We start from the raw sequence: 21465 nt of genomic DNA on the forward strand, positions 1-21465 counted from the left end.
GGCGGGGTGAGGGCCCCGGAACGCACCCTATTTAATTTTCTTCCCCTTCAGCAGTTTCCGCACCCACAATCGATTCGGATTCAGGCCCGCAAGCGTAATTCTGTCCAGCGGAATCGGCTCTCCGCTCATTTGCGAGGCTAAGACTTCGGCCAGAAGCGGCGCAGAACACAGCCCGCGAGAACCCAGCCCGCCGAGTATATACAGTTCCGGATAAAACGGAGCGCTCACCGCTTTATCCCGGTTATCAGCAAGGTTCTGATAAACCTCAAGCGTTGCCTCATAGTCCGGCACATTGCCCGCCATCGGCAGATGATCGCGGGTGGCGCAGCGCACGCCGCAGCGCGCGTCTGCGGCGCTGACGTCGACTTCTTTCGCCCACGCCGCATCCGGGAAGCAGTCAATCAGACGCTGGCGGTTCTGCGCCTGATCCACTTCGCTGTAGCGCCTATCCGTTTTGCCACGATGATAGCTGGCCCCGATGCAGTGATGGCCGTTAGACGGATTTTGCGGCGTCAGATAGCCGTCATAGCACAGCACCTGGCGCAGTTTGCCGAGCTCAGGCGCGGTGGGAATATGGCTTACCTGGCCGCCAACAGGATAAACCGGCAACGACTCCGTCTGGGTAAACTGGCTGATGTGATGTCCGTTTGCCAGCACAACGCTGGCATGGCGTGCCTCTTTGCCATTAGCAAAACGCAGATCCCAGCATTCTGTCCGGCTCAGCGATTCAACCTTGTAGGCATACTGCACCGTCAGCCCGCGCGACTGCGCCAGGGTAATGACCGCCGCGGTCAGTTCAGCCGGGCACAGCCAGCCGCCGAGCGGATACTGAATGCCCCCACACCCGGTTTCCACGCCACAGGTGTCTTCCACCTCTTGCGCACTTACCGCGCGGGCAATCTCTTCGGGCAGGCCCAGAGACAGCATCTGCGCGATCTTCTGCTGGCTCTTCTCATCCCAGCCGAGCTGCGTGACGCCGCACCAGTCATGGTCGAAGGCCACCGGAAGCGCGTCATAAAGGCGACGAGCGAAGGTAAACGCTGCCGGGAAAAACTGGAACAGAGCCGGGTCGTGCGCGCTTAAAAGCGGATAGAGCGCCCCCTGAAGGTTGCCGGACGCGCCGCTGGCGGGCGCGTCGTCAGCACAGTAGAGCGTGACCTGCCAGCCGCGCTGGAGAAGGGCGAGCGAGAGCAGGGCGCTGGCGATCCCGCCGCCAACGATCGCTACGTCGCGCGATGCGCTCGCGCGGCGCGCAAACCAGGGCGTCTGAGCGGGGATGTCCAGCGTCTGCTCCATCCTACCGACCAGCATGTCGCGCTTGCGGCCAAAGCCTTTGGTCTTCTGCATGGTAAAGCCCGCCTCCTGCAGTCCGCGGCGGACAAAGCCTGCCGAGGTGAAGGTGGCAAGCGTCGCGTCAGGACGCGCCAGCCGCGCCATCGCGTTAAACAGATGCTGGCTCCACATGTCCGGGTTTTTGGCGGGGGCAAAACCGTCCAGGAACCACGCGTCGACCTTCTGATTCATCGAATCATCGAGCCTGTCGGTCAGGTCGTTGATGTCGCCGAGCCATAAGTCCAGCGTGACGCGTCCACCGTCCAACATCAGACGATGACAGCCGCCGATGTGGGGCGGCCACTGCGCCTGAAGCTGTTCTGCCCAGGGCGCAAGCTCCGGCCAGCGCTGGTGGGCAAGCCGCAGATCGTGCGCGGTGAGCGGGAATTTTTCGAAACTGATGAAATGTAATCTTTGTAGCGTAGCCTCGGGGTAAGCAGCGTGGAACTGGTTAAACGCCTGCCAGAGGGTTAAAAAATTCAGCCCGGTGCCGAATCCACTTTCCGCGACCACAAACAGGCTCCGCGGGTGCGCCGGGAAGCGGGTGCTGAGCTGGTTTCCATCGAGGAAAACATAGCGAGTTTCTTCGAGTCCGTTATCATTAGAAAAATAGACGTCATCAAAATCTCGGGAAACAGGTGTACCCTCAGCGTTGAATTCGAGGTTGGCGGGTTGTATAGCGTTTTGTTTCACGTAAGTTACTCGTCTGACAGGCAGTGGCACGATCTTAACGATGTGAGTCCATCGGTGCAAATTTCCGCAGAAAATGTCTGATCGGACTTGTTCGGCGTACAAGTGTACGCTATTGTGCGACTCGAAACTTACTATAGTGCGACTTACAGAGGTATTGAATGAAACGTGCAGTGATTACTGGCCTGGGCATTGTTTCCAGCATCGGTAATAACCAGCAGGAAGTCCTGGCATCTCTGCGTGAAGGACGCTCCGGGATCACTTTCTCTGAAGAGTTTAAAGATTCAGGTATGCGTAGCCACGTATGGGGTAACGTCAAACTGGACACCACCGGTTTGATCGACCGCAAAGTGGTTCGTTTCATGAACGATGCCTCTATTTATGCTTATCTCTCCATGCAGGAAGCGATCAAAGATTCCGGCCTGAGCGAAGAGGTTTATCAGAACAACCCGCGCGTGGGTCTGATTGCCGGTTCCGGCGGCTCATCTAAAGCGCAGGTATTCGGTGCTGACGCAATGCGTAGCCCGCGTGGTCTGAAAGCGGTAGGTCCGTACGTGGTTACTAAAGCCATGGGTTCTGCGGTTTCCGCGTGCCTGGCGACCCCGTTCAAAATCCACGGTGTGAACTACTCCATCAGCTCCGCGTGTGCGACCTCCGCACACTGTATCGGTAACGCTGTTGAGCAGATCCAGCTGGGTAAACAGGACATCGTATTTGCTGGCGGCGGCGAAGAGCTGGGCTGGGAAATGGCCTGTGAATTCGACGCGATGGGCGCACTGTCCACCAAGTACAATGAAACCCCGGATAAAGCCTCCCGTACCTATGATGCGCACCGTGACGGTTTCGTCATCGCGGGCGGCGGCGGTATGGTTGTGGTTGAAGAACTGGAGCACGCCCTGGCACGTGGCGCGCACATCTACGCTGAAATCGTTGGCTACGGTGCGACGTCTGACGGTGCCGACATGGTTGCGCCATCCGGCGAAGGCGCGGTGCGCTGCATGAAGATGGCGATGCACGGCGTTGACACCCCAATCGACTACCTGAACTCCCACGGTACCTCTACTCCTGTAGGCGACGTGAAAGAGCTGGGTGCGATCCGTGAAGTCTTCGGCGACAACAGCCCGGCGATCTCCGCGACTAAAGCCATGACCGGTCACTCTCTGGGTGCGGCTGGCGTGCAGGAAGCGATCTACTCTCTGCTGATGCTGGAAAACGGCTTTATCGCGCCAAGCATCAACATTGAAGAGATGGACGAGCAGGCTGCCGGCCTGAACATCGTGACCAAACCAACGGAAGCGACGCTGACTACCGTCATGTCAAACAGCTTCGGCTTCGGTGGCACCAACGCCACGCTGGTTATGCGTAAGCTGAAAGCATAAGCTTTAAGTTTGATTCCGAAAGGGAGCCATAAGGCTCCCTTTTTTATGCATTGACAAGCGGCTGATCTCACAGGCAAACTTCACCCCTCAACATTATCCTCACGATAATGCGTAAGCGTTTAACGTCAACCAACGCGCCTTAATCCTGATAACCAGGTAGAGGGGGCGTGGCATTTTCCCGCCTTACTCTTCATTTCGGAGTAAAGCATGACTGCAGTAACTCAAACAGAAACAACCCCTTCAGCGAACGTCTCGCTGTTCCGTATCGCCTTTGCGGTATTCCTGACCTATATGACCGTTGGCCTGCCGCTGCCGGTGATCCCGCTTTTCGTTCATCAGGAACTGGGCTATGGCAACACCATGGTCGGCATTGCCGTGGGCATTCAGTTTTTAGCCACGGTATTAACCCGCGGTTACGCCGGACGTCTGGCGGATCAGCACGGTGCCAAGCGCTCGGCGCTGCAGGGCATGTTTGCCTGCGGGCTGGCGGGCGGCGCTTGGCTGCTGGCGGCTCTACTGCCGGTCGATGCCGCGTATAAATTTGCGCTGCTGGTGCTGGGCCGTTTAATCCTGGGCTTCGGTGAAAGCCAGCTGCTGACCGGCACCCTGACCTGGGGAATGGGGCTGGTGGGGCCTGCTCGTTCCGGTAAGGTGATGTCCTGGAACGGTATGGCCATCTATGGCGCGCTGGCTGCCGGTGCGCCGCTTGGGCTGCTTATCAATAGCCAGTTTGGATTTGCGGCATTGGCCGCAACCACCATGGTTTTACCTCTGCTGGCGTGGGCGTTTAACGGCTCGGTGCGTAAGGTGCCCGCGCACAAAGGCGAGCGACCTTCCCTGTGGAGCGTGGTAGGCCAAATCTGGCAGCCGGGTCTTGGCCTGGCGCTGCAGGGCGTGGGTTTTGCGGTGATTGGGACGTTCGTTTCGCTCTATTTTATGAGCCGTGGCTGGGCGATGGCCGGTTTTACGCTCACCGCTTTTGGCGGCGCGTTTGTACTAATGCGCGTCTTCTTCGGCTGGATGCCGGATCGCTTTGGCGGCGTGAAGGTGGCGGTGGCGTCGCTGGTGATTGAGACCATCGGTCTGCTGCTGCTGTGGAATGCTCCCGTGGCTTCCGTTGCGTTGTTTGGTGCGGCGCTGACCGGCTGCGGCTGTTCACTGATCTTCCCGGCGCTGGGTGTTGAAGTGGTGAAGCGCGTGGCCCCGCAGGTACGCGGTACGGCGCTGGGCGGCTATGCGGCGTTTCAGGATATCTCATACGGGGTAACCGGGCCGCTGGCCGGGGTGTTAGCCACCTCGTTTGGCTATCCGTCCGTCTTCCTGGCAGGTGCGGTTTCCGCGGTGGTTGGGATTGTGGTCACGCTGGTGGCGTTTCGCAGGACTTGAGCCGTTGTAGGCCCGGTAAGCGCAGCGCCACCGGGCCAAACCTCAGACAACCAGCCAGAAAATCGCCAGTGCAATCAGTAGCGCAATAAACATCAATCCCGGACGCGCGGAGAGCGTTCTGAAGGTTTCCACGACCGGCGCAAACAGCGGGCTGTAGATCGGCTGAATGTTTCTCACCTCCGGCACGCCGCCTTCACGCTCTGCGCGGCGAACGAAGATCTGGTTGAGCAGATCCTGCACCTGCGCGGTGGTCAGTACCGTCTGCGGCGTGGCCTGCCAGTTTTGCTGAGCGTATTCCCGAATCACCTCGAACTCGTGCGGCTCAAGCGGCTGTTTCAGCGCGGCCTGGACGGTATGCAGGGTAGGGGCGCTCTGGGTGCTGAGCGTCTGGCGCGCCTGAAGCCAGGTCACCAGATGAGTAAACTGTTTGGCTGGGATTAACTCACCCGCCTTCACGCCGGACAGTTCCAGCATGGATTGCCAGATAAGCTTCGTTGGTTCACCGGTGGCCGCTGCCAGCTTCGTCACCATCTGCTTGAGCGTATTGTGCTCGGCGGGCAGCAGAGGACGCTCGGTCGCCGGGCGCACCTGTGGCTGCGGAATAGACAGCTCGTTATTCTGCAGCAGGGTCAGCACGGTTTTGAGCTGGTCGGGCGTCAGCTGGCCCAGCGCGGTCTGACCATACTGCTGGCGAATAAAATCACTCACCGCCTGGCGATTATTTCCCTGGCCCAGCAGCTCCGTCAGCTGAGAAACAATCTGGCGCGTGGTGTGGTTCTGCTGCGCGGTCGTAATACGCTGGTTCAGATTTTGTTCGGCCGCCGGGAAATGGCGCGACTGCAGCGGTGCGTCGTTCCTCACGCCTAAATCATGCTTCACCCCGGCCCAGACTTCCGCGTTTTGCTGCGAAGTCAGCGCAATCAGGCGCGTGATCAGTCGCTCCAGCACGGTGCGCTGTTGCGTGGATAGCGGTTGTTCACCGGCAACGTTTGGCGTGACCGGGCCTTCACCCGGAGGGCGTGGCGGCGTACCTGAAATGGGCTGCATCGTCAAAAATCCTTAAAGTCAAAACTCAGCGTAAACCTGGCAGACGTATATGCCTGGCGGCCAGATTATGGCACACTTGGCAGGTTTTCTTCCTCTCAAACAGGTACTCAGACGTGAAAATCCTCGTTGATGAAAATATGCCTTACGCCAGTGAGCTGTTTAGCCGCCTGGGTAACGTTAAGGCTGTTCCTGGTCGCCCGATCCCGGTCAACGAACTGGACGATGCCGACGCCCTGATGGTGCGCTCGGTGACCAAGGTAAATGAGGCGTTGCTCGCCGGTAAGGCGATTAAGTTCGTTGGGACCGCAACGGCAGGGACCGATCATGTGGATGATAAATGGCTGAAGCAGGCCGGAATCGGTTTTTCCGCCGCACCGGGCTGCAACGCCATTGCCGTCGTGGAATACGTTTTCTCCTCTCTGCTGATGCTGGCCGAGCGCGACGGTTTTGCGCTGAAAGACCGCACCGTGGGGATTGTCGGCGTGGGTAACGTCGGCGGGCGCCTGCAAAAGCGCCTTGAAGCGTTAGGGATCCGCACTCTGCTGTGCGATCCGCCGCGCAAAGACAACGGCGAGGACGGGGATTTCCGCTCGCTGGACGAGCTGGTTGAACAGTGTGACGTGCTGACGTTCCACACGCCGCTGTTTAAAGAGGGTCCGTATAAGTCGCTGCATCTTGCCGATGAGGCGCTCATTCGCCGTCTGAAGGCTGGCACTATTCTGATAAATGCCTGTCGTGGTCCGGTAGTCGATAACGCCGCGCTGCTGACGTGTCTGAACGAAGGACAAGACCTCCGCGTGGTGCTGGACGTCTGGGAGCCGGAGCCGGACCTCAACGTTGAGCTGCTTAACAAGGTGGACGTGGGCACCGCGCATATCGCCGGTTATACCCTTGAAGGGAAAGCCCGCGGCACGACGCAGGTCTTCGAGGCCTACAGCGCGTTTATCGGCCATCCGCAGCAGGTGGCGCTGGATACCTTACTCCCCGCGCCTGAATTTGGCCGCATTACTCTCCACGGCCCGCTCGATCAGGCAACGCTGAAAAGGCTGGTGCATTTGGTGTATGATGTGCGCCGCGATGATGCGCTGCTGCGTAAAGTGGCGGGGATCCCGGGCGAGTTTGATAAGCTGCGCAAGAACTACGTTGAGCGCCGCGAGTGGTCTTCCCTGTATGTGATGTGCGACGACGCCCCGGCGGCGATGCTGCTGCACAAGCTGGGGTTTAACGCCGTTCATCACCCGGCGCATTAATGTCTTCTTAATGCTCCCTGTCGGATACTCCGACAGGGACGCTTTTTTATTTCTGGAGTAAACCACCATGTCTGAAGGCTGGAACATTGCCATTTTAGGTGCCACGGGTGCCGTGGGCGAAGCCCTGCTCGAAACGCTTGCTGAGCGTCAGTTCCCGGTGGGCGATATCTATGCGCTGGCGCGTACCGATAGCGCGGGTGAGCATCTGCGTTTTAACAGTAAATCCGTCATGGTTCAGGATGCGGCGGCGTTCGACTGGACGCAGGCGCAGCTGGCGTTTTTCGCTGCAGGTGCTGAAGCCACTGCGGCGTACGTTGAAGAGGCGACCAACGCAGGCTGCCTGGTGATTGACCTGAGCGGCCTGTTCTCCATGGAGCCGGATGTGCCGCTGGTGGTGCCGGACGTGAACCCGTTTGTGCTGGCTGACTACCGCAACCGTAACGTCATTGCGGTGCCGAACAGCCTGACCAGCCAGCTGCTGACTGCACTGAAACCGCTAATCGACGACGGCGGCCTGTCGCGCATTACCGTCACCAGCCTGCTGTCGGCGTCCGCAAACGGCAAAAAGGCCGTTGACGCGCTGGCCGGGCAGAGCGCGAAGCTGCTGAACGGCATTCCGATTGATGAAGATGATTTCTTTGGCCGCCAGCTGGCGTTCAACATGCTGCCGCTATTGCCGGATCGCGAGGGCTCCGTGCGCGAAGAGCGCCGTATCGTCGATGAGGTGCGTAAAATTCTGCAGGACGATGGCCTGATGATCTCCGCAAACGTCGTACAGTCCCCGGTCTTCTACGGTCATGCGCAGATGGTCGGCTTTGAAGCGCTGCGTCCGCTGGCGGCAGAAGAGGCGCGCGATGCGTTTGGCCGCGGGGAAGACATCGTCCTCTCTGAAGAGAGCGAGTTCCCGACCCAGGTGGGCGATGCTACCGGTAGCGCGCATCTTTCCGTTGGCTGCGTGCGTAACGACTACGGTATGCCGGAGCAGGTCCAGTTCTGGTCCGTTGCCGACAACGTTCGTTTCGGCGGCGCGCTGATGGCGGTCAAGATCGCTGAAAAACTGGTGCAGGAGTACCTGTACTGATGTCAGACGTGGAACAAAAGCCGGTTCATAAAATTGCCCTCGGTATTGAGTACGATGGCAGTAAATATTATGGCTGGCAGCGTCAGAATGAGGTGCGCAGCGTTCAGGAGAAGCTGGAGAAAGCGCTCTCTCAGGTGGCAAACGAGCCGATTAACGTCCTGTGCGCAGGCCGTACGGATGCCGGCGTTCACGGCACGGGGCAGGTGGTTCACTTTGAAACCACCGCCGTGCGTAAGGATGCCGCCTGGACGCTGGGTGTAAATGCGAATTTACCTGGTGACATTGCGGTGCGCTGGGTGAAAGCTGTGCCGGATGATTTTCACGCGCGCTTTAGCGCCACGGCGCGCCGTTACCGCTACGTCATCTACAACCAGCGCCTGCGTCCGGCTGTGTTAAGCCAGGGCGTGACGCATTTTTATGAACCGCTCGACGCAGAACGTATGCATCGCGCGGCGCAGTGTCTGATTGGTGAAAATGACTTTACCTCGTTTCGTGCGGTTCAGTGTCAATCCCGTACGCCGTGGCGCAATGTCATGCACATCAACGTCAGCCGTTTTGGCGCGTATGTGGTGGTGGATATCAAAGCCAATGCCTTTGTACATCATATGGTTCGGAATATTGTGGGCAGCCTGATGGAAGTAGGTGCCGGACACCAGCCGGAGAGCTGGATTGCAGACCTGCTGGCAGCGAAGGACAGAACGCTTGCGGCAGCCACGGCGAAAGCGGAAGGATTGTATCTGGTCTCAGTAGACTATCCGGAACGATTTGACCTGCCGAAACCGCCAATGGGCCCGCTGTTTTTAGCGGACTAAACAAAGGTGCAATAAGGGCTTAGACAATATGGACGTAATACGTTTTCTGATTGATTTCATTCTGCATATTGATGTTCACCTGGCGGAGCTGGTCGCGCAGTACGGCGTCTGGGTTTACGCCATTCTGTTCCTCATTCTGTTTTGTGAAACCGGTCTGGTCGTTACCCCATTCCTGCCAGGGGATTCACTGCTGTTCGTTGCCGGGGCGTTATCGGCGTTACCCACCAATGACCTGAACGTGCATCTTATGGTTGTGCTGATGGTAATTGCCGCCATTGTCGGTGATGCGGTCAACTATACGATTGGTCGCGTATTCGGTGAGCGGCTTTTCAGCAATCCGGATTCGAAAATTTTCCGTCGCAGCTATTTAGATAAAACCCATGCGTTTTATGAACGCCATGGCGGTAAAACCATTATCCTTGCGCGTTTTGTGCCTATTGTGCGTACATTTGCACCCTTTGTGGCGGGAATGGGACATATGTCCTATCGTCATTTTGCCATGTATAACGTCGTGGGGGCGCTGCTGTGGGTACTGCTGTTTACCTATGCGGGTTACCTGTTTGGCGATCTCCCAGTTGTTCAGGAAAACCTTAAGTTACTGATTGTAGCGATTATTGTGCTTTCCGTACTGCCTGGCGTTATCGAAATTATTCGTCACAAACGTGCGGCGGCAAAACAAGCGAAGTAAATGCACGCTGGCGGTTCGACCACTTTTTTATCCAAAGTTTCGGGCTGTTATGTTTTAATGTGCAACATTCATGGTCTGTTGGAGGCAAAAATGGCATTATTCGCCTCTTATAGCAAAACTGGCATACGACCAGGTTCAGGCAGAAAGGTTATCAATGAGCTGGATTGAACGAATTAAAAGCAACATTACCCCAACGCGCAAAGCGAGCATTCCTGAAGGGGTATGGACGAAGTGTGATAGCTGCGGTCAGGTTCTGTATCGCGCAGAGCTGGAACGCAACCTTGAGGTGTGTCCGAAGTGTGACCACCATATGCGTATGTCGGCGCGCAACCGCCTGCATAGCCTGCTGGACGAAGGTTCTCTGGTAGAACTGGGCAGCGAGCTTGAGCCAAAAGACGTGCTGAAGTTCCGCGATTCCAAGAAATATAAAGATCGTCTGGCCTCCGCACAGAAAGAGACCGGCGAGAAAGACGCGCTGGTCGTCATGAAAGGCACCCTGCATGGGATGCCGGTTGTTGCCGCTGCGTTTGAGTTCTCCTTTATGGGCGGCTCAATGGGCTCCGTGGTCGGTGCGCGCTTCGTGCGTGCCGTTGAGCAGGCGCTGGAAGACAACTGTCCGCTGATCTGTTTCTCTGCCTCCGGCGGTGCACGTATGCAGGAAGCGCTGATGTCCCTGATGCAGATGGCTAAAACCTCTGCAGCGCTGGCGAAGATGCAGGAGCGCGGTCTGCCGTACATCTCCGTGCTGACCGACCCAACCATGGGCGGCGTCTCCGCGAGCTTCGCGATGCTGGGCGACCTGAACGTCGCTGAGCCAAAAGCGCTGATCGGCTTTGCGGGTCCTCGCGTTATCGAGCAGACCGTTCGTGAAAAACTGCCGCCGGGCTTCCAGCGCAGTGAGTTCCTCATCGAGAAAGGCGCCATCGATATGATCGTCCGCCGTCCGGAAATGCGCCTGAAGCTGGCGAGCATCCTGGCGAAGCTGATGAATCTGCCAGCGCCAAACCCGGATGAGCCGCGCGAAGGCGTGGTGGTACCGGATCAGGAACCCGAGGCCTGATAACTGAAAAGGGTAGGGCCGGTTGGCGCTGCCCTTTTGCTTTCTAATCTGTTAATGACAACCGGGCATTATGGAAAATAAAAGCATTCCCCAAGCCACGTCGCCCCTGGCCGCGTGGCTTTCTTATCTGGAAAACCTGCACAGTAAAACCATCGATATGGGGCTTGAACGGGTGAGCCAGGTTGCCGCGCGTCTTGATGTGCTCAAACCGGCACCTTTCGTGTTCACCGTCGCAGGGACCAACGGTAAAGGCACGACCTGCCGCACGCTGGAGTCCGTCCTGATGGCGGCCGGTTACACGGTAGGCGTTTACAGCTCTCCACACCTGGTCCGCTACACCGAGCGGGTTCGCGTGCAAAATCGCGAACTGCCGGAATCCGCGCATACGGCGTCGTTCGCAGAAATTGAAGCCGCGCGCGGTGAGATCTCATTAACCTATTTTGAATACGGCACCCTGTCGGCCCTGTGGCTGTTTAAACAGGCGCAGCTGGATGTGGTGATCCTTGAGGTTGGCCTCGGCGGACGTCTTGATGCAACCAATATCGTGAATGCAGATGTGGCGGTGGTTACCAGCATCGCGCTGGATCATATCGACTGGCTGGGTCCGGATCGTGAAAGCATTGGCCGCGAGAAGGCCGGTATTTTCCGCGCAAATAAACCCGCCGTGGTCGGCGAACCGGATATGCCGCACACCATTGCTGACGTGGCAAACGAGAAGGGCGCGCAGCTGCTGCGCCGCGGCGTTGACTGGCAGTATGAGGTTCAGGACAACGGCTGGCGCTTTAGCGACGCTCAGGGGGCACTGGATAACTTGCCGCTGCCGCAGGTCCCGCAGCCAAACGCGGCCACCGCGTTGGCGGCACTGCGCGCCAGCGGATTGGTGGTGAGCGAGCAGGCAATTCGCGACGGCATTCAGAGCGCAATTTTGCCCGGGCGTTTCCAGATTGTCAGCGAGTCACCGCGCCTGATTCTGGACGTGGCGCATAACCCGCATGCGGCGGCGTATCTCGCGGGACGTCTCAAATCGTTACCAAAAACCGGGCGCGTGCTGGCGGTTATCGGTATGCTTCATGATAAAGATATCGACGGGACGCTGGCCTGCATGGAGAGTGTGGTCGATAGCTGGTATTGTGCTCCTCTGGAAGGGCCGCGCGGCGCGACGGCCGAGCAGCTGATGGAACATCTCGGCAAAGGCGCAATCTACAGTAGCGTGGCTCAGGCCTGGCATGCCGCGATGGCGGATGCTAAACCAGAAGATACCGTGCTGGTGTGTGGTTCATTCCACACGGTGGCACATGTCATGGAAGTGATGGACGCGGGGAGAACCGGTGGCGAGTAAGTTTCAGAACCGTTTAACAGGAACCATTGTGCTGGTCGCGCTCGGGGTGATTATTCTTCCCGGGCTGCTCGACGGGCAGAAAAAGCATTATCAGGATGAGTTTGCCGCTATTCCGCTGGTGCCTAAACCGGGTGACCGCGATGAGCCGGATATGCTGCCCGCGGCGACGCAGGCGCTCCCTGCTCAGCCACCGGAAGGGGCGGCGGAAGAGGTGCGCGCGGGCGATGCAGCAGCACCTTCGCTCGATCCGTCTCGCCTGGCGGCAGCGAGCAGCAGCGATATCGATCCGGTGCCGGTAGAGCAGCCTAAACCAGTTGAAAAACCGAAGCCGGTTGAGAAGCCGCAGCCGAAACCGCAGCGGGATAAAACGGCAGAACAGCTCGCCGCGGCGTCAGAACCCCCACCGCCAGCAAAACCGGCGCAGCAGGACGCTGCTGCCCCAACGGGTAAAGCCTACGTGGTGCAGCTCGGTGCGCTGAAAAATGCCGATAAAGTCAACGAGGTCGTAAGCAAACTGCGCAGTGCGGGATATCGTGTTTACACTTCACCTTCCACGCCGGTGCAGGGTAAAATTACCCGTATCCTCGTGGGGCCAGAAGCGTCTAAAGACAAGCTTAAAGGGTCGCTGGGTGAGCTGAAGCAGATCTCCGGCCTGAGCGGTGTGGTGATGGGCTACAGCGCAAACTAAGTACGACCTGCTCCTTTAAGAGAGAGGCGATAGGCCCCGGCGTTGAACATTTTTTCAGCGCCTTTTTTATTTACGCGCGGGAAGGAAATCCCTACGCAAACGTTTTCTTTTTCTGTTAGAATTCGCCCCGAACTGGATGACAGGGCGTTAAATCGTGGGACACATATGGTCTGGATTGATTACGCCATCATTGCGGTGATTGGTTTTTCCTGTCTGGTTAGCCTGATCCGTGGCTTTGTTCGTGAAGCGTTATCGCTGGTGACTTGGGGTTGTGCTTTCTTTGTCGCCAGTCATTACTACACTTACCTGTCTGTCTGGTTCACGGGCTTTGAAGATGAACTGGTCCGAAACGGAATTGCCATCGCGGTGCTGTTTATCGCAACGCTGATTGTCGGCGCTATCGTGAATTACGTGATAGGTCAGCTGGTCGAGAAAACCGGTCTGTCAGGAACGGACAGGGTGCTCGGGATCTGTTTCGGAGCGTTGCGAGGCGTGCTGATTGTGGCCGCGATCCTGTTCTTCCTGGATACCTTCACCGGGTTCTCCAAAAGCGAAGACTGGCAGAAATCGCAGCTCATTCCAGAGTTCAGCTTCATCATCAGATGGTTCTTTGACTATCTGCAAAGCTCGTCGAGTTTTTTGCCCAGGGCATAAACCCTGAGATGTGGCTTAACGAGGAAAAGACGAATGTGCGGTATTGTCGGTATCGCCGGTTTCATGCCGGTAAACCAGTCGATTTATGACGCGTTAACGGTGCTTCAGCACCGTGGGCAGGATGCTGCGGGTATCATCACCATTGATGCAAACAACTGCTTCCGTTTACGCAAGGCGAATGGCCTGGTAAACGATGTGTTTGAAGCCCGCCATATGCAGCGTCTGCAAGGTAATATGGGGATCGGTCACGTTCGTTATCCTACTGCTGGCAGTTCCAGCGCCTCCGAGGCACAGCCTTTCTACGTCAACTCACCGTACGGCATCACCCTTGCCCATAACGGCAACCTGACGAACGCACATGAGCTGCGTAAAAAGCTGTTCGAAGAGAAACGTCGCCACATTAACACCACCTCTGATTCTGAAATCCTGCTCAATGTGTTCGCCAGCGAGCTGGATAACTTCCGTCACTATCCGCTGGAAGCAGACAACATCTTTGCCGCGATTGCCGCGACAAACCGTCAGATCCGCGGCGCGTACGCCTGCGTTGCGATGATCATCGGTCACGGTATGGTCGCCTTCCGCGATCCAAACGGCATTCGTCCGCTGGTGCTCGGTAAGCGCGACCTTGGCGATGGCCGTACTGAATATATGGTTGCCTCTGAAAGCGTGGCGCTGGATACCCTGGGCTTCGAATTCCTGCGCGACGTTGCGCCGGGCGAAGCGGTCTACATCACCGAGAAGGGGCAGCTGTTTACCCGCCAGTGTGCCGATAACCCGGTCAGTAACCCGTGCCTGTTTGAATACGTTTACTTTGCCCGTCCGGATTCCTTCATCGACAAGATTTCCGTCTACAGCGCGCGCGTCAACATGGGCACCAAGCTGGGCGAGAAGATTGCCCGCGAGTGGGATGATCTCGACATCGACGTGGTTATTCCTATCCCGGAAACCTCCTGCGATATCGCGCTGGAGATCGCCCGCATTCTGGATAAGCCATACCGTCAGGGCTTCGTGAAGAACCGCTACGTTGGCCGCACGTTTATCATGCCGGGGCAGCATCTGCGCCGTAAGTCCGTGCGCCGCAAGCTGAACGCCAACCGCGCGGAGTTCCGCGACAAGAACGTTCTGCTGGTGGATGACTCCATCGTTCGCGGCACCACCTCTGAGCAGATTATCGAGATGGCGCGTGAAGCGGGTGCGAAGAAAGTCTACCTGGCCTCTGCTGCGCCGGAGATTCGCTTCCCGAACGTGTATGGTATTGATATGCCAACCGCCAACGAGCTGATCGCTCACGGTCGTGAAGTGGATGAAATTCGTCAGATCATCGGTGCCGACGGCCTGATTTTCCAGGATCTGAACGATCTTATCGACGCGGTGCGTGCCGAGAATCCGGAAATTCAGCAGTTTGAATGCTCCGTGTTTAACGGTATTTACGTGACCAAAGACGTTGACCAGCAGTACCTCGACTATCTTGATTCACTGCGCAACGACGACGCCAAAGCCGTCCAGCTGCAGAACGATCTCGAAAGCTTAGAGATGCACAACGAAGGTTGATGCTCCGGCAAGTGAGGGCGAATGCCCTCACTTGCAACTCCCCGCAAAATCCTGCACAGTCTGCCCTGAAATCAGTAAGGGCGAAAATCATGAAACGACTCATTGTTGGGCTCAGCGGCGCCAGCGGCGCGATTTACGGCGTACGTTTGTTACAGGTTCTGCGTAGCGTGGCGGACGTCGAAACCCATCTGGTGATGAGCCAGGCGGCGCGGCAGACCCTCTCTCTGGAAACCGATCTCTCCCTGCGCGATGTTCAGGCACTGGCGGACGTGGTTCACGATGCCCGTGATATCGCCGCCAGCATCTCCTCGGGCTCGTTTAAAACGGCCGGCATGGTTATCCTGCCCTGTTCAATTAAAACGCTCTCCGGCATTGTGAACAGCTATACCGACACCCTGGTAACGCGCGCGGCTGATGTGGTGCTGAAGGAGCGTCGCCCTCTTGTGCTCTGCGTGCGGGAAACGCCGCTGCACCTGGGCCATCTGCGCTTAATGACGCAGGCTGCGGAGCTGGGCGCTGTCATCATGCCGCCGGTACCCGCGTTCTATCATCGCCCGACCTCGCTGGATGACGTGATTAATCAGACCGTTAACCGCGTGCTGGATCAGTTTGACATCGACCTGCCCGAAGATCTCTTCAGCCGCTGGCAGGGTGCCTAAATCTGAGCACAAACCAGGTGCATGAAAAGACAAGTTGCCCTGTTTCAGGGCAATTATGCAACGGCGATCATATCCTCGACATTTAATTCGTTTTTTCCCTTTTTCTCTTTCCGGTTCGTTCGGCAGACCTGCTATCTTTCACCATTAAGGCAATATCGCAACGTTTTATTAACATATTTAACGTCGAAGTTTTGACCAGACGGCAATGTGGCATAAGACCTGCAAGATGAAGCCTGCAACACAACACACAACACAATACATAATAAAATCACGGTACTTGAGGGTAAATGTATGAAGAAGACGGTTCTGGCTCTGTCTTTGCTCGTGGGGTTAAGTGCGGCAGCAGGTAGCTACGCAGCGCTTCCACAGACGGTTCGTATCGGTACAGACGCAACCTACGCGCCATTCTCTTCCAAGGATGCGAAAGGCGATTTCGTGGGGTTTGATATCGATCTGGGTAATGAAATGTGCAAGCGCATTGCGGTGAAATGCACATGGGTGGGCAGCGACTTCGACGCGTTAATCCCGTCGCTGAAAGCCAAGAAAATTGACGCCATTATCTCTTCTCTCTCCATCACCGAAAAACGTCAGCAGGAGATTGCCTTCTCTGACAAGCTCTACGCCGCGGATTCTCGCCTGATTGCGCCGAAAGGCTCCCCGATTAAGCCCACCATAGACTCTCTGAAGGGCAAACACGTCGGCGTGCTTCAGGGCTCGACGCAGGAAGGCTATGCCAATGCTAACTGGCGTGAGAAGGGCGTAGACGTGGTGGCTTACCAGAACCAGGATCTGATTTACTCTGACCTGGCGGCAGGCCGTCTGGATGCTGCATTCCAGGATGAAGTCGCCGCGAGTGAAGGCTTCCTGAAGCAGCCTGCGGGCAAAGAATTCGCGTTTGCTGGCCCGTCTGTAAAAGACAAAAAGTATTTTGGTGACGGCACCGGTATTGGCCTGCGTAAGGATGATACCGAGCTGAAAGCCGCCTTCGACAAAGCCTTTGCAGAGCTGCGTAAAGACGGTACTTACGACAAACTGGCGAAGAAATACTTCGACTTCAACGTATACGGTGAATAACACCTGGCGGTAACGCACCGGAGAGGTGCGTTGCGGGAGCGGTTGACCCAATACAGTGCGTTAAATGCACTGTATTGGATCGCTTTGTGCATACTTACGCATTTATAATGCAAAAATTCCCGCCTGAAGGGCATTAGTCTTTGCCTGGCAGAGGGGATTAATGGCACATTAGCACCACCCCGTCGTCGTAAAAATCCCGTATGAAGACAGTTTGTTGAGGATAAATATGAAAAAACTCGTGTTGTCACTATCTCTGGTACTGGCCTTTTCCAGCGCCACCGCGGCATTCGCAGCCATTCCGCAGAAAATCCGAATTGGTACCGATCCAACCTATGCGCCGTTCGAATCGAAGAATTCAAAGGGTGAACTGGTCGGTTTTGACATCGATCTGGCCAACGAGCTGTGCAAACGCATCAAAGCACAGTGTACCTACGTTGAGAACCCGCTGGATGCGCTGATCCCGTCCCTGAAAGCGAAAAAAATCGACGTAATCATGTCCTCGCTCTCCATCACCGAAAAACGCCAGCAGGAGATTGCCTTCACCGACAAACTCTATGCGGCCGATTCACGTCTGGTGGTAGCTAAAGCTTCTGACATTCAGCCAACGCTGGAGTCGCTAAAAGGCAAACGCGTCGGCGTGCTGCAGGGCACCACGCAGGAAACCTACGGCAACGAACACTGGGCGCCGAAGGGGATTGAAATCGTCTCCTATCAGGGCCAGGAAAATATCTACGCTGACCTGACGGCAGGCCGAATTGATGCGGCATTCCAGGACGAAGTCGCGGCAAGCGAAGGCTTCCTGAAAACGCCGGTGGGTAAAGATTACAAGTTTGGCGGCCCGTCCATTAAGGACGTGAAGTTGTTTGGTGTGGGCACCGGTATGGGCCTGCGCAAAGAAGACAACGAGCTGCGTGAGGCGCTGAACAAAGCGTTCGCTGAAATGCGTGCTGACGGTACCTACGACAAGCTGGCGAAAAAGTACTTTGATTTTAATGTTTACGGCGGCTAATCGCCCCGTCAAATAACGTGCGGCCCCTCCCGCTGCGGGAGGGGAAAAGACACGGTTCCACCACTCACGATACGACAGGGCTCGCGGTATGCTGTACGGATTTTCTGGCGTTATTTTACAGGGCGCGCTTGTCACCCTTGAGCTGGCTATCAGCTCCGTGGTGCTGGCGGTGCTGATAGGTCTGGCAGGCGCAGGGGCGAAGCTTTCGGCGAACAAACCGCTGGCGCTGATTTTTGAAGGCTACACCACGCTTATTCGCGGCGTTCCCGATCTGGTGCTGATGCTGCTTATCTTTTACGGTCTGCAGATTGCGCTGAACAGCGTAACGGACGCGATGGGCATGGGACAAATTGATATCGATCCAATGGTGGCCGGTATTATTACCCTCGGTTTTATCTACGGCGCCTACTTCACCGAAACCTTCCGCGGCGCCTACATGGCCGTGCCGAAAGGCCACATTGAGGCGGCAACCGCATTTGGTTTTACCTCTTCACAAACGTTTCGTCGGATTATGTTCCCAGCCATGATGCGCTATGCGCTTCCGGGCATCGGCAACAACTGGCAGGTTATCCTTAAAGCCACGGCGCTGGTCTCGCTGCTCGGTCTGGAAGACGTCGTGAAAGCGACTCAGCTGGCGGGCAAGAGCACCTGGGAGCCGTTCTACTTTGCGGTGGTCTGCGGCGTGATCTATCTGGTCTTTACGACCGTCTCCAATGGTGTGCTGCTTCTTCTCGAGCGTCGCTACTCCGTGGGTGTGAAGAGGGCTGACCTGTGATTGAGATTATTCAGGAATACTGGAAATCGCTGCTGTGGACAGATGGCTACCGCTTTACCGGCGTGGCGATTACCCTCTGGCTGCTGATCTCCTCCGTGGTGATGGGCGGTATTCTGGCGGTGTTTCTCGCCATTGGCCGCGTGTCGAACAATAAATTCATCCAGTTCCCGATCTGGCTGTTCACCTACGTATTTCGCGGTACGCCGCTGTACGTGCAGCTGCTGGTGTTCTATTCGGGAATGTATACGCTTGAGATCGTAAAAGGCACTGAGATGCTGAATGCGTTCTTCCGCAGCGGTCTGAACTGTACGGTGCTGGCGTTGACGCTCAACACCTGCGCCTACACCACCGAGATTTTCGCGGGGGCGATTCGTTCGGTTCCATACGGTGAGATAGAAGCTGCGCGGGCCTACGGTTTCTCGTCGGTCAAACTCTACCGCTGCATCATTTTGCCGTCGGCCCTGCGTATTGCGTTACCGGCGTACAGTAATGAAGTGATTTTGATGCTGCACTCCACCGCGCTCGCCTTTACCGCGACGGTGCCGGATCTGCTCAAAATCGCGCGCGATATTAACTCCGCGACCTATCAGCCGTTTACCGCGTTTGGCATTGCGGCGGTACTCTATTTAATTATCTCTTATGTTCTGATTAGCCTGTTCCGTAAGGCTGAAAAACGCTGGTTGCAGCATATAAAACCTTCTTCGACGCACTGAGAAAGATGATGGCTGAGAACAAATTAAACGTAATTGATTTGCACAAACGCTACGGCGAACATGAAGTGCTGAAAGGGGTGTCGCTGCAGGCAAATGCTGGCGACGTAATCAGTATCATCGGCTCATCCGGCTCGGGGAAAAGTACCTTCCTGCGCTGCATTAACTTCCTCGAAAAGCCGAGTGAAGGCTCGATTGTGGTGAGCGGGCAGAATATTAACCTGGTCCGTGATAAAGACGGCCAGCTGAAGGTTGCGGATAAAAATCAGCTGCGCCTGCTGCGTACCCGCCTGACGATGGTGTTCCAGCACTTCAACCTCTGGAGCCACATGACGGTGCTGGAGAACGTGATGGAAGCGCCGGTTCAGGTGCTGGGCCTGAGCAAGCATGAAGCTCGCGAGCGCGCGGTGAAATACCTGGCGAAAGTGGGCATCGACGAGCGCCAGCAGATAAAATACCCGGTGCATCTCTCCGGCGGTCAGCAGCAGCGTGTCTCCATCGCCCGCGCGCTGGCTATGGAGCCTGAGGTGCTGCTGTTCGACGAACCGACTTCCGCGCTGGACCCTGAACTCGTTGGCGAAGTGCTGCGCATCATGCAGAAGCTGGCCGAAGAGGGCAAAACGATGGTGGTGGTGACGCACGAGATGGGCTTCGCCCGTAACGTCTCGAACCACGTTATCTTCCTGCATCAGGGGAAAATTGAAGAGCAGGGGCACCCGGACGAAGTGCTGGCGAACCCGCAAAGCCCGCGTTTACAGCAGTTCCTGAAGGGGTCGTTGAAGTAGATTTTGTCTTTCCCCTCTCCCTATGGGAGAGGGGCGAGGTGAGGGCATCAGGCCGCACCGCACTCCAACCTGTACACCCAGTCGTCATAGCGCACGCCGTCAATCTCATACGCCTTTTCCAGCACCTGCATACGCACGAACCCGACTTTCTCCAGCACCCGCACCGACCCGCCGTTGTCCGCCAGTACGTACGCGTTAATCGCTTTCACGCCGGTCTGGTTGAACGCATAATCACACATCGCGCGCAGCGCTTCGCTGGCGATACCTTTGCCCTGCGCAGCAGGCACAACCGTATAGCCAATATCCGCCTCTTCACGATTCTCAGGGCTGATTTGCAGGCCGATATCGCCCAGCGGCGTATCATCATTCCGGGAGCGAATGACAAACACATGAGCAGCAGCGAGTCGCGCGGCAAACACGCGTCGGGTCTCTTTTTCCGGCGCGATGGCGGCCATGTAGCGCATGATACTGCGATCTTCTCGTAGCGAGCGGAAGAAGGCCCAGTCAGTGGGTTCGAAAGGGGTGAGGTAAAGCCGGTGTGTGGTGATGGTTGCCATTGTTACGCCATATCTTCGGAACATGGCCTGTCACTGTACCATATTCACCGCACCACATCCCCCAGCGCTTCTTCTAATTCAAACCAGCGGAACGCAAACCCGGCCGCTTCCAGCCGTTTTGGCAGCGCTCTCTGTCCGCCCAGTACCAGAACAGACGCTTCACCCATCAGCAGACGAATGACCGTGGCAGGCACGCGCAAAATTGCCGGACGGTGCAGGGCATGCCCCAGCGCGTGGGCAAACTGTTCATTGCGCACCGGATACGGCGCAACCATATTGAACGGCCCGCGCAGATCGTTATCCAGCAGCCACAGAATCCCGTTGACCATATCGTCGATATGGATCCAGGCCAGGTACTGACGACCATTACCGATGGGGCCACCGAGTCCGAGCCGGAAAGGGGGAAGCATTTTCGCCAGAATGCCGCCTTTCGGCGCGAGCACGACACCGGTCCGTAGCAGGCAGACGCGGGTCCGCTCGCTCTGCGCCGCGCAGGCGATACGCTCCCACTGGGCGCAGAGCTTATGGGTAAACTCGTTATGGGGCGGCTCTTCCTCGGTTACAACCACCTCGCCAAGATCGCCGTAATAGCCCACCGCTGAACCCGAAATCAGCACCGAAGGCGGGGTGTGGCTATTGCGGATCAGCTCGACCAGCTTTTCGGTGATGTTCCACCGGCTGCTGCATAACAGCTGTTTTTGCTCTTCCGTCCAGCGCTTATCGGCGATGGGTTCACCCGCGAGGTTAATGACGGCGTCGAAGCCGTCCAGATTTTGCTGCTCGGCCAGATTTTTCCAGATATCAACACCTGCCCCCAGCACCTGGCGCGCTTTCTCCGGGCTGCGCGTGACCACGGTGATGTCATGGTGCATGGCCTGCAGACGCGCAATGAGGTGACGACCAATAAGGCCTGTACCGCCGGTCAGCAAAATCTTCATA

Annotated in this window: 21 protein-coding genes; 17 read left to right on the top strand and 4 right to left on the bottom strand. The window is 56.9% G+C overall.

What is annotated here, in order from left to right; all coding sequences use genetic code 11:
- Window positions 1-27: 27 nt before the first annotated feature.
- A complete protein-coding gene (mnmC, locus tag F0319_RS05440; RefSeq protein WP_149366430.1) occupies window positions 28-2025 on the bottom strand; it encodes a bifunctional tRNA (5-methylaminomethyl-2-thiouridine)(34)-methyltransferase MnmC2/FAD-dependent 5-carboxymethylaminomethyl-2-thiouridine(34) oxidoreductase MnmC1 in 1998 nt (665 codons plus the stop codon).
- Between the two features lie 158 nt (window positions 2026-2183).
- Between mnmC and fabB the strand changes: the two genes are divergently transcribed.
- Window positions 2184-3401, top strand: coding sequence for a beta-ketoacyl-ACP synthase I (gene fabB, locus F0319_RS05445; RefSeq protein ID WP_014832795.1), 1218 nt, complete (start codon window positions 2184-2186; stop codon window positions 3399-3401).
- A 207-nt stretch (window positions 3402-3608) separates the two neighbouring features.
- Entirely contained in the window at window positions 3609-4787 is a 1179-nt protein-coding gene (locus F0319_RS05450) for an MFS transporter (protein WP_111965251.1), read from the top strand.
- A gap of 42 nt (window positions 4788-4829) precedes the next feature.
- Here the strand turns inward: F0319_RS05450 and flk are convergent, their stop codons facing one another.
- Window positions 4830-5834 (bottom strand): flagella biosynthesis regulator Flk, encoded by a 1005-nt coding sequence (flk, locus tag F0319_RS05455; protein WP_111965252.1) that lies wholly within the window; start codon window positions 5832-5834, stop codon window positions 4830-4832.
- A 113-nt stretch (window positions 5835-5947) separates the two neighbouring features.
- Between flk and pdxB the strand changes: the two genes are divergently transcribed.
- The 15 genes from pdxB to hisP all read left to right on the top strand — a co-directional run bounded on the left by pdxB (window position 5948) and on the right by hisP (window position 19969).
- The gene (pdxB, locus tag F0319_RS05460) at window positions 5948-7084 is read left to right on the top strand and encodes a 4-phosphoerythronate dehydrogenase PdxB (RefSeq protein ID WP_149366431.1); all 1137 of its coding nucleotides are present in this window, start codon (window positions 5948-5950) and stop codon (window positions 7082-7084) included.
- 67 nt (window positions 7085-7151) lie between these two features.
- A complete protein-coding gene (locus F0319_RS05465; RefSeq protein WP_024908943.1) occupies window positions 7152-8165 on the top strand; it encodes an aspartate-semialdehyde dehydrogenase in 1014 nt (337 codons plus the stop codon).
- Window positions 8165-8977: a tRNA pseudouridine(38-40) synthase TruA gene (gene truA, locus F0319_RS05470; protein ID WP_115875908.1), complete on the top strand. Its 813-nt coding sequence runs from the start codon at window positions 8165-8167 to the stop codon at window positions 8975-8977. Before F0319_RS05465 ends, truA begins: the two co-directional genes overlap by 1 nt.
- A gap of 28 nt (window positions 8978-9005) precedes the next feature.
- Complete coding sequence (locus tag F0319_RS05475) at window positions 9006-9665, top strand: DedA family protein (protein ID WP_008502599.1); 660 nt, start codon at window positions 9006-9008, stop codon at window positions 9663-9665.
- Window positions 9666-9819: 154 nt separating this feature from the next.
- Window positions 9820-10725, top strand: coding sequence for an acetyl-CoA carboxylase, carboxyltransferase subunit beta (accD, locus tag F0319_RS05480; RefSeq protein WP_111965256.1), 906 nt, complete (start codon window positions 9820-9822; stop codon window positions 10723-10725).
- Window positions 10726-10795: 70 nt separating this feature from the next.
- Window positions 10796-12064, top strand: a complete 1269-nt coding sequence (gene folC, locus F0319_RS05485; protein WP_149366432.1) for a bifunctional tetrahydrofolate synthase/dihydrofolate synthase — start codon at window positions 10796-10798, stop codon at window positions 12062-12064.
- Window positions 12054-12752 carry a cell division protein DedD gene (dedD, locus tag F0319_RS05490; protein WP_149366433.1) on the top strand — a complete coding sequence of 233 codons (699 nt, stop codon included), beginning with the start codon at window positions 12054-12056 and terminating at the stop codon, window positions 12750-12752. Before folC ends, dedD begins: the two co-directional genes overlap by 11 nt.
- A gap of 165 nt (window positions 12753-12917) precedes the next feature.
- Window positions 12918-13406, top strand: coding sequence for a colicin V production protein (cvpA, locus tag F0319_RS05495; RefSeq protein WP_000262116.1), 489 nt, complete (start codon window positions 12918-12920; stop codon window positions 13404-13406).
- A gap of 33 nt (window positions 13407-13439) precedes the next feature.
- Entirely contained in the window at window positions 13440-14957 is a 1518-nt protein-coding gene (gene purF / locus F0319_RS05500) for an amidophosphoribosyltransferase (RefSeq protein WP_021241570.1), read from the top strand.
- Between the two features lie 89 nt (window positions 14958-15046).
- Window positions 15047-15616: a UbiX family flavin prenyltransferase gene (locus tag F0319_RS05505; protein WP_149366434.1), complete on the top strand. Its 570-nt coding sequence runs from the start codon at window positions 15047-15049 to the stop codon at window positions 15614-15616.
- 291 nt (window positions 15617-15907) lie between these two features.
- The gene (gene argT / locus F0319_RS05510) at window positions 15908-16690 is read left to right on the top strand and encodes a lysine/arginine/ornithine ABC transporter substrate-binding protein ArgT (protein ID WP_023616063.1); all 783 of its coding nucleotides are present in this window, start codon (window positions 15908-15910) and stop codon (window positions 16688-16690) included.
- 226 nt (window positions 16691-16916) lie between these two features.
- Complete coding sequence (gene hisJ / locus F0319_RS05515) at window positions 16917-17699, top strand: histidine ABC transporter substrate-binding protein HisJ (protein WP_023336423.1); 783 nt, start codon at window positions 16917-16919, stop codon at window positions 17697-17699.
- An 88-nt stretch (window positions 17700-17787) separates the two neighbouring features.
- A complete protein-coding gene (locus F0319_RS05520) occupies window positions 17788-18474 on the top strand; it encodes a histidine ABC transporter permease HisQ (RefSeq protein WP_014832782.1) in 687 nt (228 codons plus the stop codon).
- Window positions 18471-19187 (top strand): ABC transporter permease, encoded by a 717-nt coding sequence (locus F0319_RS05525; protein ID WP_008502590.1) that lies wholly within the window; start codon window positions 18471-18473, stop codon window positions 19185-19187. The genes F0319_RS05520 and F0319_RS05525 overlap by 4 nt, the downstream gene beginning before the upstream one ends.
- Window positions 19188-19195: 8 nt before the next feature.
- On the top strand, window positions 19196-19969 hold the full coding sequence (hisP, locus tag F0319_RS05530) for a histidine ABC transporter ATP-binding protein HisP (RefSeq protein WP_149366520.1): 774 nt from the start codon (window positions 19196-19198) through the stop codon (window positions 19967-19969).
- A 47-nt stretch (window positions 19970-20016) separates the two neighbouring features.
- Here hisP and F0319_RS05535 read toward each other — a convergent pair whose 3' ends face one another.
- Both F0319_RS05535 and F0319_RS05540 read right to left on the bottom strand, forming a co-directional pair.
- Window positions 20017-20526 (bottom strand): GNAT family N-acetyltransferase, encoded by a 510-nt coding sequence (locus tag F0319_RS05535; RefSeq protein WP_149366435.1) that lies wholly within the window; start codon window positions 20524-20526, stop codon window positions 20017-20019.
- Window positions 20527-20570: 44 nt separating this feature from the next.
- Entirely contained in the window at window positions 20571-21464 is an 894-nt protein-coding gene (locus F0319_RS05540; protein WP_149366436.1) for a TIGR01777 family oxidoreductase, read from the bottom strand.
- Window position 21465 lies beyond the last annotated feature (1 nt).

This window comes from Enterobacter vonholyi (assembly GCF_008364555.1).
Lineage (GTDB): Bacteria > Pseudomonadota > Gammaproteobacteria > Enterobacterales > Enterobacteriaceae > Enterobacter > Enterobacter vonholyi.

Coding starts and splice junctions, on each gene's coding strand:
- F0319_RS05475 (WP_008502599.1), top strand. CDS start 9,006: ATGGACGTAATACGTTTTCTGATTGATTTCATTCTGCATATTGATGTT.
- F0319_RS05505 (WP_149366434.1), top strand. CDS start 15,047: ATGAAACGACTCATTGTTGGGCTCAGCGGCGCCAGCGGCGCGATTTAC.
- argT (WP_023616063.1), top strand. CDS start 15,908: ATGAAGAAGACGGTTCTGGCTCTGTCTTTGCTCGTGGGGTTAAGTGCG.
- purF (WP_021241570.1), top strand. CDS start 13,440: ATGTGCGGTATTGTCGGTATCGCCGGTTTCATGCCGGTAAACCAGTCG.
- F0319_RS05540 (WP_149366436.1), bottom strand. CDS start 21,464: ATGAAGATTTTGCTGACCGGCGGTACAGGCCTTATTGGTCGTCACCTC.
- F0319_RS05450 (WP_111965251.1), top strand. CDS start 3,609: ATGACTGCAGTAACTCAAACAGAAACAACCCCTTCAGCGAACGTCTCG.
- F0319_RS05535 (WP_149366435.1), bottom strand. CDS start 20,526: ATGGCAACCATCACCACACACCGGCTTTACCTCACCCCTTTCGAACCC.
- flk (WP_111965252.1), bottom strand. CDS start 5,834: ATGCAGCCCATTTCAGGTACGCCGCCACGCCCTCCGGGTGAAGGCCCG.
- fabB (WP_014832795.1), top strand. CDS start 2,184: ATGAAACGTGCAGTGATTACTGGCCTGGGCATTGTTTCCAGCATCGGT.
- hisP (WP_149366520.1), top strand. CDS start 19,196: ATGGCTGAGAACAAATTAAACGTAATTGATTTGCACAAACGCTACGGC.
- truA (WP_115875908.1), top strand. CDS start 8,165: ATGTCAGACGTGGAACAAAAGCCGGTTCATAAAATTGCCCTCGGTATT.
- hisJ (WP_023336423.1), top strand. CDS start 16,917: ATGAAAAAACTCGTGTTGTCACTATCTCTGGTACTGGCCTTTTCCAGC.
- F0319_RS05520 (WP_014832782.1), top strand. CDS start 17,788: ATGCTGTACGGATTTTCTGGCGTTATTTTACAGGGCGCGCTTGTCACC.
- accD (WP_111965256.1), top strand. CDS start 9,820: ATGAGCTGGATTGAACGAATTAAAAGCAACATTACCCCAACGCGCAAA.
- F0319_RS05465 (WP_024908943.1), top strand. CDS start 7,152: ATGTCTGAAGGCTGGAACATTGCCATTTTAGGTGCCACGGGTGCCGTG.
- cvpA (WP_000262116.1), top strand. CDS start 12,918: ATGGTCTGGATTGATTACGCCATCATTGCGGTGATTGGTTTTTCCTGT.
- folC (WP_149366432.1), top strand. CDS start 10,796: ATGGAAAATAAAAGCATTCCCCAAGCCACGTCGCCCCTGGCCGCGTGG.